This window comes from Brevibacillus centrosporus, from assembly GCF_046622605.1.
Lineage (GTDB): Bacteria > Bacillota > Bacilli > Brevibacillales > Brevibacillaceae > Brevibacillus > Brevibacillus centrosporus.
The window spans coordinates 1,866,612-1,878,906 of the sequence record NZ_CP176856.1; the positions used below are offsets into that span (position 1 = coordinate 1,866,612).

At 50.3% G+C, this 12,295-nt stretch carries 10 protein-coding genes; 7 read left to right on the top strand and 3 right to left on the bottom strand.

The window, feature by feature from the left end; all coding sequences use genetic code 11:
* The first annotated feature begins 248 nt into the window (after positions 1–248).
* From ACLIN2_RS09655 to sdhB, 3 genes are read left to right on the top strand one after another with little or no spacing between them, the layout of a single operon-like run.
* The gene (locus ACLIN2_RS09655; RefSeq protein WP_092274197.1) at positions 249–860 is read left to right on the top strand and encodes a succinate dehydrogenase cytochrome b558 subunit; all 612 of its coding nucleotides are present in this window, start codon (positions 249–251) and stop codon (positions 858–860) included.
* An 18-nt stretch (positions 861–878) separates the two neighbouring features.
* A complete protein-coding gene (sdhA, locus tag ACLIN2_RS09660) occupies positions 879–2,630 on the top strand; it encodes a succinate dehydrogenase flavoprotein subunit (RefSeq protein ID WP_092274195.1) in 1,752 nt (583 codons plus the stop codon).
* 20 nt (positions 2,631–2,650) lie between these two features.
* Positions 2,651–3,400 carry a succinate dehydrogenase iron-sulfur subunit gene (gene sdhB, locus ACLIN2_RS09665; RefSeq protein ID WP_092274192.1) on the top strand — a complete coding sequence of 250 codons (750 nt, stop codon included), beginning with the start codon at positions 2,651–2,653 and terminating at the stop codon, positions 3,398–3,400.
* 73 nt (positions 3,401–3,473) lie between these two features.
* On the opposite strand, the gene ACLIN2_RS09670 is transcribed toward sdhB, so the two are convergent.
* On the bottom strand, positions 3,474–4,640 hold the full coding sequence (locus ACLIN2_RS09670) for an MFS transporter (protein WP_301171242.1): 1,167 nt from the start codon (positions 4,638–4,640) through the stop codon (positions 3,474–3,476).
* A 178-nt stretch (positions 4,641–4,818) separates the two neighbouring features.
* On the opposite strand from ACLIN2_RS09670, the gene ACLIN2_RS09675 reads away from it, so the two are divergent.
* The gene (locus ACLIN2_RS09675; protein WP_411503922.1) at positions 4,819–5,175 is read left to right on the top strand and encodes a winged helix-turn-helix transcriptional regulator; all 357 of its coding nucleotides are present in this window, start codon (positions 4,819–4,821) and stop codon (positions 5,173–5,175) included.
* Positions 5,176–5,216: 41 nt separating this feature from the next.
* On the opposite strand, the gene ACLIN2_RS09680 is transcribed toward ACLIN2_RS09675, so the two are convergent.
* Together ACLIN2_RS09680 and ACLIN2_RS09685 are read right to left on the bottom strand one after the other, a co-directional pair.
* Positions 5,217–6,803 carry an MDR family MFS transporter gene (locus tag ACLIN2_RS09680; protein ID WP_411503923.1) on the bottom strand — a complete coding sequence of 529 codons (1,587 nt, stop codon included), beginning with the start codon at positions 6,801–6,803 and terminating at the stop codon, positions 5,217–5,219.
* A 76-nt stretch (positions 6,804–6,879) separates the two neighbouring features.
* On the bottom strand, positions 6,880–7,323 hold the full coding sequence (locus ACLIN2_RS09685; protein ID WP_122924696.1) for a MarR family winged helix-turn-helix transcriptional regulator: 444 nt from the start codon (positions 7,321–7,323) through the stop codon (positions 6,880–6,882).
* A gap of 186 nt (positions 7,324–7,509) precedes the next feature.
* On the opposite strand from ACLIN2_RS09685, the gene ACLIN2_RS09690 reads away from it, so the two are divergent.
* The 3 genes from ACLIN2_RS09690 to ACLIN2_RS09700 all read left to right on the top strand — a co-directional run bounded on the left by ACLIN2_RS09690 (position 7,510) and on the right by ACLIN2_RS09700 (position 12,270).
* On the top strand, positions 7,510–11,268 hold the full coding sequence (locus tag ACLIN2_RS09690) for a S8 family serine peptidase (protein WP_411503924.1): 3,759 nt from the start codon (positions 7,510–7,512) through the stop codon (positions 11,266–11,268).
* Positions 11,269–11,426: 158 nt separating this feature from the next.
* On the top strand, positions 11,427–11,729 hold the full coding sequence (locus tag ACLIN2_RS09695) for a hypothetical protein (protein WP_342769211.1): 303 nt from the start codon (positions 11,427–11,429) through the stop codon (positions 11,727–11,729).
* Between the two features lie 79 nt (positions 11,730–11,808).
* Positions 11,809–12,270 (top strand): chemotaxis protein CheX, encoded by a 462-nt coding sequence (locus ACLIN2_RS09700; protein ID WP_122924698.1) that lies wholly within the window; start codon positions 11,809–11,811, stop codon positions 12,268–12,270.
* Positions 12,271–12,295 lie beyond the last annotated feature (25 nt).

A 12,295-nucleotide genomic window follows, 5' to 3' on the forward strand; every position in this document is an offset into this window, starting at 1 on the left:
CCGATAGAAAAGTATGATCTATCAATGGATTTAGTCTATTAACTGTCTTGACGCTCCCCGAGTACAGGAGTACAATTGTTTTGGTCAAAGTTTTGCCCAACTTTTTTTCGTGTTCTGACACATTTCGACGCATATAGACATTGTGGTGGAGAGAACCATGTCATGTCTAATGGATGATCCAATGGGTTAGGATATGGGGGAAAGGTCTATTAAAAGAGCGTTACATACATTGAAAGGGGGACCATAGTATGGCGAAAGGCAATAGCTTTCTCAGTCACAAGCTACACTCACTACTCGGATTATTTCCAATCGGGCTGTTCCTGCTGTTCCACTTGACAGCAAACTATCAAGCAACCCGCGGAGCGGAAGCCTTCAACACTACGGTCGGCGCGATTGAATCCGTTCCAATTCTTCTTGTAGTTGAATTCGTTTTCATCTACATCCCGATCCTGTTTCACGCGATTTACGGTATCTACATTGCTTTCCAGGCAAAGCAAAATGTAGGGAACTTCGGCTACTTCCGGAACCAAATGTTCCTGTGGCAACGGGTAACAGGTATCATTACGCTCATTTTCATTGTTTGGCACGTATGGGAAACCCGCATTGCTAAAGCAATGGGAGCAACCGTAGACTTCGATATGATGGCGAACATTTTCAGCAGCCCTGCAATGATCGTGTTCTACACCATCGGGATCATCAGCACTGTTTTCCACTTTTCTAACGGTATCTGGTCGTTCCTGGTTCACTGGGGTATTACAGTTGGACCACGTTCCCAACGTATCGCTACTTACTTCACATTGATCGTATTCGTAGTTGTGACTTACATCGGCTTGCGTGCGATGTCAGCTTTCATTGTATAGGGATAGGGGGACTTCATTATGGCAAAAGGTAAACTAATCATTGTCGGTGGTGGTTTGGCCGGCTTGATGGCTACCATCAAAGCAGCAGAAAAAGGCGTTCCCGTCCAGCTTTTCTCCCTGGTTCCGGTGAAACGGTCTCACTCTGTTTGTGCCCAAGGCGGAATTAACGGCGCGGTAAACACCAAAGGGGAAGGCGACTCCACCTGGATTCACTTCGACGACACCGTTTACGGCGGCGACTTCCTGGCGAACCAACCGCCAGTTAAAGCGATGTGTGACGCAGCACCTGGTATCATCTACATGCTGGACCGCATGGGTGTTATGTTCAACCGTACACCTGAGGGTCTCTTGGACTTCCGTCGTTTCGGGGGAACGCAGCACCACCGTACAGCATTTGCTGGTGCAACCACTGGTCAACAGCTCTTGTATGCTTTGGATGAGCAAGTACGTCGCTACGAAGCAGAAGGTCTGGTTACCAAGTATGAATATTGGGATTTCCTCGGAGCTGTTTTGGACGATACCGGTACCTGTAAAGGGATCACGGCGCAAAACATGCGTTCCGGCGAAATTCAATCCTTCCGCGCGGATGCCGTTATCCTGGCGACTGGCGGACCTGGTATCATCTTCGGTAAATCGACCAACTCGATCATCAACACAGGTACAGCAGCATCTGCAGCTTACCAACAAGGCGTAATCTACGCGAACGGCGAAATGATCCAGATTCACCCGACAGCGATCCCAGGCGATGACAAACTCCGCCTGATGTCTGAGTCTGCTCGTGGTGAAGGTGGACGCGTATGGACATATAAAGACGGTAAACCTTGGTACTTCCTGGAGGAAAAATATCCAGCGTACGGTAACCTGGTACCTCGTGACATCGCAACACGTGAAATCTTCAGCGTGTGCGTAGACATGAAGCTGGGCGTAAACGGCGAAAACACTGTTTACCTCGACCTGTCTCACAAAGATCCAAAAGAGCTCGATGTTAAATTGGGCGGAATCATCGAGATCTACGAGAAATTCGTAGGGGATGACCCGCGCAAAGTTCCAATGAAAATCTTCCCTGCTGTTCACTACTCCATGGGTGGTATGTGGGTAGATTACAACCAAATGACCAACATCCCTGGCTTGTTCGCAGCAGGTGAGTGCGATTATTCCCAACACGGTGCGAACCGTCTGGGTGCAAACTCCCTCCTGTCCGCGATCTTCGGCGGTATGGTAGCAGGTCCAAAAGCAATCGAGTACATCGAAGGTCTGAAGCAGTCCGCAGACGATCTGTCCTCTACACTCTTCGATGGCTTCACCAACAAAGAGCAAGCGAAATACGATAGCATCCTGAAAATGGATGGTACCGAAAATGCTTACTTGATCCATAAAGAACTGGGTGAGTGGATGACGGACAACGTAACCGTTGTGCGTTACAACGATCGTCTGCAAAGAACAGACGACAAAATCCAAGAGCTGATGGAACGCTACAAAAATATCAACATCAACGATACGAACAAATTCAGCAACTCGGGTGCAGCGTTTACCCGTCACCTGTGGAACATGCTGGTTCTGTCCCGTGCGATCACGATCGGTGCGCTCAAGCGTGACGAGAGCCGTGGCGCTCACTACAAACCAGATTTCCCTGAGCGTGATGACGAGAACTTCATGAAGACTACTATGGCGAAGTTCAATGCAGAAACAACTGCGCCAGAAATCTACTACGAAGAAATCGACGTTTCCCTGATCGCGCCACGTAAGCGTGACTATACGACAAAGCATTAATAGATAGGAGGTAACTGATCATGGCAGAAAAATTAGTACATCTGATTATTACTCGTCAAGATAGCCCTGACAGCACTCCGTACAAGGAAGAGTTCAAAATTCCTTACCGTCCGAACATGAACGTCATCGGGGCGCTGATGGAAATTCAGCGTAATCCTTTGACTGCACAAGGCCAAAAAACGGCTCCGGTAAACTGGGAATCGAACTGCCTGGAAGAAGTATGTGGTGCGTGCTCGATGGTCATCAACGGAAGACCACGCCAAGCTTGCTCTGCGTTGATCGATAAACTCGAACAGCCGATTCGTCTCGAACCTATGAGCACATTCCCGGTACAACGTGACCTGTCCGTTGACCGCAGCCGTATGTTCGACGCACTGAAACGCGTAAAAGCATGGATCCCAATCGATGGTACACATGACCTCGGTCCTGGTCCACGTATGCCCGAGGTTGATCGTCAATGGGCGTATGAGCTGTCCAAATGCATGACTTGCGGTGTATGTCTGGAAGCTTGCCCGAACGTAAATGCGAAATCCGAATTTATCGGTCCTTTCGCGATTTCTCAAGTTCGCCTGTTCAACGAGCATCCAACTGGTAAAATGAACAGACATGAGCGTCTGGAAGCTTTGATGGAAGATGGCGGTATCGGTGATTGCGGTAACTCGCAAAACTGCGTACAGGCTTGCCCGAAAGGCATTCCACTCACAACGTCGATCGCTCACATGAACAAAGAAACAACCAAACACGCTGTGAAGAAATTCTTCTTCTCGTAATCGCGTGATCAAAAAAGCGTGCAATCCGATAGAGGGTTGCACGCTTTTTGTTATAGCGGGAGCAGAAGAGAGATTAGTCGGAAACGATCTGAGCCTGCTTTTGCTTGGAAAAGGCGAGCAGAATGAATCCGAGCCCGATCATGAGAAACAGGCCAGCTCCCCAAGGATTGTAGGCGACAGTAGCAGTCGTATGAATCAAGAGGCCGCCGATCGCAGCACCACTCGCCAGTCCGAGCTGAATAAAGGAGGAGTGAACACTGAGCAGCAGATCGGCCGAGGCGGGAGACAGCTGAATCAAATAGGTCTGAATAGACGGTGACACGAAGAACAATGTACCGAATGAGACTCCCAGCAAGGCTGCTCCCATGATCGGACTGGTAACCATAAGTGGTAACAACGCAAATGAAGTGGCAAGAACGACGATAGAGGACAGAATGATCCGTCGTGTCCCCCATTTATCTGCGGCATGACCACCTAGTCTTGCGCCAAGTACTCCGATCAGGCCTAAGACGAGCATGAGAAGGCCTGTTTCCGAGATGCTGTAGTGGAGGACTTGGATGAGATACGGGCTGACATAGGTGTTCATCATCGAAATTCCTGATTCCCGAAAGAGGGTGAAGGAAAAGGTCAAGAGAAGCACGGGATGCAGGAGGAGCTGAAGCTGGGAACGGATAGGAACAGGGGGGCTTCCTTCCATAGTCGGAAGCAAGCGGATCAGAACTAGCAAAAGGACTGCGCCGAGAACTGCCAGAAAAAGAAAGATAACACGCCAGCCCATCGAATTGGAAATGGCGATACCGATTGGGGTACCAAGGACGAGAGCTGCACTAAACCCGAGAATCAGGGTACTGATGCTGCTTCCGATTTTGTCTGGTGACACCAAGCGGGATACAGCGCCGAACGAGACGACGAGAAATAAGCCAGCGCTCGTGCCTACTACGACACGAGAACCTAGGAGCATCAGGAATGAAGGGCTCCAGAGGGCAAGCAAACAGCCAAGAATAAATACGAGCAAAGCGCCGAGCAAGACCTTCTTGCGCTCGAGGTGAGAGGTCAGAGTCACCGCAATAGGAGTGCCGATCGCATAGGCTAGGGAAAACGCAGTAATGAGCTGACCAGCAAGAGCAACGGATATATGCAGGTCTTGAGCCATAATGGGAAGGATCCCCCCGACAATCAATTCGGAAGTCGCCGTTAAAAAAATCCCGAGAGTGAGTACATATAGGATAGAGCGTTCCATGCTATTATTCGCCTTCTTTCTGCTGGACACCGCTTCGTTTTGCTGAAGAAGGGTATCAGGGATTGTCATTGATTGACAGTATAAAATACGTCATTACATAATGTAAGAAGGCAAAGATTTTGGATATTATCCAACTACATTGACTTACTAACCTTTTGTTAGTAAAGGAGGATCGATCATGAATCAGCAGGATGCTAGAAAAAACAGCCAGAACGCAAGCGACTCCGAAAATTCCCCGATATGTGCCGTACTGCGGATTCTAGGAGCGAAATGGGCGTTTCTCGTTCTGGATGAGTTATTGAAAGGACCACAGAGGTTTAATGAGCTGAAGCGAAGACTTTCGATCGTCAAGACGCAATCCCTCACAGATACGCTGCGGCACCTGGAGCAAAACGGTCTTGTACACAGAGAAGTGTTCCCGACCGTTCCAGTCACCGTCCAGTATTCGTTAACGGAAAAGGGGAGCGACTTTCAGGCCGCTTTAAAAGAAATGGAAAAATGGGGACAAAAATGGGGGAGTTACAGGCATGAATAAAAGCCAGCAGCCTTTTGGGGGCTGCTGGCTATTGTTTTGGTTTAGGCTGCCACTTCTTTATCGTCTTCGTCTTTGACAGGCTTGCTGATCGTGATCTTTCCTAGGAAGAAGGTCAAGACCGCACCGATCAGGACAAAGAGCATTCCGTACAGGAAGACGTAGTGCAGGGAGTCCACCATGGAAGACTTCAGAATCGGCAGCAGTGTATCGCCAATAGCGGCGGGGATCTGCGCCAGTGTCTCAGGGCTGTACATCATCGAGTAGAGTCCCTGTGGATTGGTAGCGATCATGCCCTCCATCTGCTGCACCATTTCATGAGACTGGGCAGGCAGCTTTTCCAGAAACGGAACGAGCTTGGTCTGCAAAAGACCACTGGACTGAACATTCATCACGGCTCCGAGAATCGTCATCCCAAAAGTCCCACCGATCTGGCGGAAGAACTGGCTGGAGGATGTAACGACACCCAGCTCTGATTTGGGGAACGATTCCTGCAAAGCGATCGTGATCAGCGGCATGACGAGACCCATGCCAAGACCGAGCACTACCATGTAGCACATCGCACTCAGCTTCGTTGTATCCAGACTCATGCCGGAAAGGAGCCAGAAGCCGGCGCTCATCGTCAGCATACCGATCAGCATCTGGGTACGCAAACCGAGCTTGTGGACCAGACGCCCGCCAAAAATACTGGTCAGCATCATCGACAGCATCATCGGAATCATAACGGTACCTGATTCGGAGGCGCTAATCCCGATCACACCCTGCATAAACAAAGGGACAAACATGATTGCGCCGAACATACCGACGGACATCAGGAAGCCGATGCCGGACAGCAAAGAGAACGTCTTGCTTTGAAAGAGTCGCAGCGGCAAAATAGGCTCGCTGACTCTGGATTCGATCACCAGGAAGCTGGTCAAAAACACGATTGCCAAGCCGAACAACGAGAGGATTTGCCAGGAGCCCCACGGATAATCTTTTCCTCCGAAAGTAAGCCCCAACAGCAGGCTGACGACACCGGCGATCATGGTAAACATGCCCCAAATGTCTATTTTCACAGGACCTGAGGCTTTAAAGCTTTTCAAAGCAATGGAAATCAAAATGGTGGCGATAATCCCAACGGGCAGGTTGATGTAAAACACCCAACGCCAGTTCAGGGAGTCGACAATCCATCCACCGATTTGTGGGCCAACGATGGAGGATAGGCCGTAGATGGCACCAAACACGCCCTGCCATTTCGCACGCTGTTGACCTGTGAAAATATCCCCGATGATGATCATGGCCATCGGCATCATGATCCCGCCGCCAATCCCTTGCAGGGCGCGGAAGAAGATCAGCTGGTTCATCGTTTCGGCCATGCCGCACAGCATCGAGCCGACCATGAAAATAATCAAGCCTGTCACGTAGACGGATTTTCGCCCAAGCAGGTCGGCCAGTTTCCCTGCAATGGGGACGACGGATGTAGAGCTCAGCATGTACGCAGTGGTCAACCACGTCATGACACCCAATCCGCCGAGCTCACCCACGATTCGCGGCATCGCCGTACCGACGATGGTTCCGTCCAATGCAGCGAAGAGCATCGCTACGAGTAAACCTGCTATTAATAAGCCTCGATTTTTCATTTGTTCTTCCAATTTCGATCACTCCTAGACTTGTTGAAACGCTTCTTGTTGTGTGGACGGAGGGAATGGACAGAAGCAAACAAATTACTTATTCACTTTTGACTGGAGGCGCAACCTTTGCCATCTTTTCAAAGACATGAATGAGGCTTTCCAGCTCTTCAGGGCTTAGATGAGACAGGTAGTGCTGCAGGATTTCCAGCCTGTGCGCTTTGACTTGATTCAGTGTCTCGATGCCAGATGCCGTAAGTCGAATATGAACGACACGCCGATCGTTTTCATCTCGATCACGAACGACGAATTCATGCTTATCCAAACGATCAATCATAGCGGTGATGGCACTGGGCTTGACTGCCATGGATTCTGCCAGCTCACCGACCGTGCATTTCCCTTTTTGATCAAGCTGATGCAAAATGTAAAATTGGGGGCCCGTCAGACCAAAGATAGGCTCGGACAGTTGTGGACCCAGCACACGCATGGTGGATCGGACAGCCTCTTGAAGGCGCTCCATGGCCACTGTGAGATCTTGTTGCATAGCCTCAGCTCCTAAGTTATCCTACATTTCCTAACGCGAATATTTCACGTGTAGAAAAGTTAACGTAATTAAATATATGCTTGTCCCTTAGGTTTGTCAACTACACATTTTCACTTGAGGGAATACCTGAGCGGTTCCCAGTGAAAACTTAATGACAATGGAAGCTTTTCCAAAAGGGGGCAAACGATGAAAAAACAGATGATCAGCTTAGGGTTGGCGTTGCTTTTGCTTCCTCCTACCGCATGGGACATCCGGTCCGTACAGGCAGATTCTGCAGATGCGTCAACGGCTTTGTACGATCAGGTCATACACGATTTAAGCAAAACCGACTGGCAGCCATATACAGGAACGTTGTCAGCAGCGATCCAACAGGAGAAGTGGGCCTCGGCAGATGAATGGACGCGAATGAGTCATTCGTTTTTAGGCGAGCAGGTATCGTCTGCTTCGAATTCAACCTTGGACATGATTGAAGCCCCGAAAGCGTGGGAGACGGCAGGGGTGAAGGGGGAAGGAATGCTCGTCTCTGTGATTGATACGGGGGTCAATCCCGCACATCCCGACATGCCGGCCCCACGGGATAAACGTTTGGCCCAGCAAAAATCCGGCTCGACACAAAAGGTCCTGCGAGGCTTCAACTGGGCAGACCGGAATCAGACGACTGAGGATGTAAGTGAATCGCAGCACGGCGTACATGTGTCGGGAATTATTGCAGCCAACGGAAAGCTGAAAGGGGTCGCACCTGAGGCACAGATTTTGAGCCAAAAGGTCTTTTCCAATTATCAAGGGGAAGTACCAGGGCTAAGCGAGTCGATTTTGTTTGCGATCAACGATTCGATCACGAAAAAAGCAGATGTCATCAACCTGAGCCTAGGTTCCTCGGCAGGCTACGTGGATGAAGCGAATACGGAGCAGTACGCGGTCAAGCGGGCGGTAGACAACGGTGTCATCGTCGTCGCAGCAGCGGGGAATGACGCCTATTTCGGGAGTGACAAGGTACGGGAGACAAACCCTGACGTAGCGATGATCGGCTCGCCAGGACTTGCGCCAGACGCTTTATCGGTAGCCTCTGTCAATGCGACGACGCTGGCCGGGTACAGCTTCCAGGTACAAGGCGTGCCGGGAATTGCACGCGTTGTGTACTTGCATGGACACGTGGGAAACGGTGCGGTAATCACACCGGTTTCCGCCCTGTTGAAGCCGTATCCGCTGGTTTATATGGGAAAAGGCAAAAAGGAGGACTACAACGTCTCTGTCAAAGGAAAAGTCGTGCTTCTGGAGCGCGGAGATATCTCCTTTGATGAGAAGCTTCGTCTCGCGAGTGAAGCTGGTGCTGTCGGAGCTGTCATTTACAATAACGAACCAGGACCTCTGCTCATCAGTGCGGAGCATTTGAAGCAGATTCCTGCCGTGTCCATTTTAAAGCAGATGGGCGAACAGCTAGCTCAGGCACTGAAAAAGGGCAAAAAGGTAACGATCAGCTTTGACGGTCAGTACGCGCAAAACCCCATGCCATATCCGGATGGGGGGACGGTATCGGCGTTTACTTCCTGGGGGCCAACTCCTGACCTGCAATTCAAGCCAGAGATTTCCGCTCCCGGTGGAGGAATTTTATCGACGGTACGAGAATCGGAGTACGCGGTAAAAAGCGGAACGTCCATGGCAACGCCGCATGTCGCGGGGGGCATGGCCCTGCTGAAAGAAGCCTACCAGAAGCAAGGACGTGCGCTTTCCGGACGCCAGCTGGTTGAAACGTTGAAGGCAGCTGCGATGAACACGGCGGAGCCTATTATTGACCCACAGCAAGCCGTTTCTGTCTTTGCAGAGAAGCAGCAGAAAAAACTGCCGTACAGTCCGCGTGTCCAAGGAGCGGGCCTGATGCAAATCGCCAAGGCGATCCAAACACCGGTCATTGTTGTAGACCGGAGAGGAAAAGCGGGGGTCTCCTTGGGAGAGGTGGGAGAGACGACTACGTTCTCCTTGTTTGTGGAAAACAAGTTTGGGAAAAACCCGATTACTTATCAGCTTCAGGATGAGTTTGGGGTGCTGACGGACATGCGCCGAAATGGCGTGAATCTGCTGACGGAAACTGCCATGGACGGCGCACAGCTGAGCTTTTCCAAACAGCAGGTAACAGTCGCTCCCGGCAGCAAGGCAGAAGTAAAGGTGACGCTGCAAATTCCGAAGGGCGCTGCGCGAAATCAATTCGCAGAAGGCTATATTTCCTTTCAGCCTGACGACACGGATCTGCCGAAGCTGCGCGTTCCTTATTACGGGTTTTACGGAAAATGGGATGAGCCGCGGATCATGGATGCACCGATGTGGGAGGTAGGTAGTCAGGAAAAACGGACGGGAATCAAGACGACGTGGTTCCATGACAAGCAGAATGACAAGTGGAAGTATCGGGATTATCTGGGCGTGACAGGGGTAGGGGAAGAAGGCAGTGTGCAAATCGATCCGACGAAGGTCGCCTTTTCTCCAAACGGGGATGGCCATTACGATGTGGCAGCTCCCTCGATCACGTTTTTGCGAAATGCACGCCAGGTAGTTGTAGATGTCACAGATGCAAACGGAAAGCTGGTTCGTCCGCTGACCCGTGTCGAGCGGATCAGCAAATTTGATCAGTCCAAGCTGGGAACACCCTACTACTATACAGAGCGGGAAGAATGGAGCTGGGATGGCAAAGCCTTTTCGCCGGAAAAAGGAATTTACGAAAAGGTCCCTGATGGAGCCTATCAGTTCGTCATCAAAGCCAAAATTGACGCGCGCAATGCCAATTGGCAAACGCTCACGCTGCCCGTGCGAGTGGACACCAAGCCGCCAGTCATCTCGGCATCGCTCTCAGGAAATCGCGTGCAGTGGAGCAGTCGAGACAAAGACGTTCAGGGCTATCTGCTCTATGTGAACGGGAAAAAGGCAGGTGGCCCGTATTCGAGCAGCGTCAGCAGTACGATCGTCAATCAGCCGGATAAGCGAATGAGCGTGGTTGCCTACGATTTTGCCGGCAATGTGAGTGTCGTGGATATCAATGGAAAAAGCGATACCGTACCGCCATTTGTAGAGTTCCCGGATGATCTGTTTACCTACGTGAAAATATCCAAGCAGGCAGATGTAGCGATTCGCGGAAAAGTAACCAATGAAGATATGCTCGATCGTGTTCGTCTCTCGATCAACAAAGCGCCCGTGAAGGTGGAGGCAGATGGCGCATTTGAGACCATCCTGCACTTGCCGGAAGGGCTCAATTACGTGGTCTACAGCGTACAGGATATGTACGGCAACACACGTCAGTTTACGCAAAGAGTGATCGTGGACACGACAGCCCCATTGCTGCAATTCCAGAATGACGGGACAGAGGATGTCGTTTTCGATGCCAATGCCAAGCAGGTCATGATACCGATCCGCTTCATGTACCGGGATCAAACCTACAAAGGTCAGGTCAGTCTGAATGGGCAAATCATCTCAAGCTTTGAGGAAGATCAACTGGAAAAGCCAGTCCAAAAGAATGTGACGCAGACACTGGCACTCAAGCAAGGAGAAAACCGGATACTCATAGAAGGGAAGGATGGAGCAGGCAACCAGAGCGCTTTGGTCGTTTATGGATATGTAGATGCCAACGCAGGGTCAGTTGTCTTGAATCAAGGAGAGCAGCGTTTTACGTATCAGGCGAGAGCAAGCGCAGCTCCTACCGTATCCATCGCCCAAAAGCAGGTAGAAGCAAAGTCGGGTGATACCGTTGCCATTCATGGGAAAGCGACAGGGACGGGCAGTGTTTCCTTGACAGGCACTTACGGCGATCGAAAGCTGCAGGCAGATATCAACGATCGGGGCGAATTCCGGATTATCGTGGATCAGGTTCTCGACGGCAAACACAAGCTTTCGCTTCAAGCAAAAGATGCTCTGGGTCGCGAAGCCCGAGCCGAAGTGTTGGTGCAAGGCAAAAAGCGGTAAGGAGGCACCCGGGGTAGCGTATGTTCATGCTATATCCGGGTGTTTTCATTTTTGGAGGAAAAAGTATGTTTTACCACGGCATAAAATGGGAATATGTGTGTAGGGAGTATCCGTTGCTTTCCCCTAGAAGAACGGTGAATGCCAAAAAAGAGGAACAAATGTTGGATCGCCTGCATTTGATTCAGCAATTTGGGCTTGAGCCGATCCATTTGCTGGAAGACGATGACAGCTATCCTCCAGAACGTTGCATTCAGGAGTGCCTGGCGTTTGGGGATACCGTATTTATGTTTAAGCGGCTTCGCCTGCCGATGTGGCAGTTGAGCAGTCACGAAGTTGGGGTAGAGGTACTGGATTTGCGAACATGCTCCTACATTTTTACTAGTTTGCATGAGGCCAAAGTAGAGGAGCTTTTTCCGAGCATTCCATGCTGGAGGGACCAAATTCCTATAAAGTTTTGTTGAATGGCTTGCTTCTGCCAAAAATCGACATTATGATAAGGCTTATAGAAAGACAATTGCCCGGGAAAGGAAGATTGCTTAAATGAAAGACCATGACTTTTTGGATCCATTCCTAGAATCTGCAACGTCCGTGATTCAGCAAGTTTGCAATGTAGGCATATCTCGTGGGGAAATGGCTGAAAAGGAGTGGATTTATCCGGAGAATCATACCTGGATACGGATCGGAATGACGGGTCAGCTGCAAGGAACAGTCTTTTTCGGACTGCAGGAAGAATTGGCTTTGCGCATTGTGTCTGCCATGATGGGTGGCTTCCCTATTCAGGAAATGGATGAGATGAGCAAAAGTGCCATATCCGAATTGGGCAATATGATTTCAGGGAATGCAAGTACAATCCTCTCCAATCGAGGAGTAACCGTTGATATTACCCCGCCGCTTTTCTTGTTTCAGGATGATATGCAAGGAATATCGGGGACAGCATTATCCGCACCCTTGGATCTTCATGATATGGGACGGATGGAAATTCAGATGGTGGTAATAGACTAAGAGACGGCTGAGACCGTCTATTTTT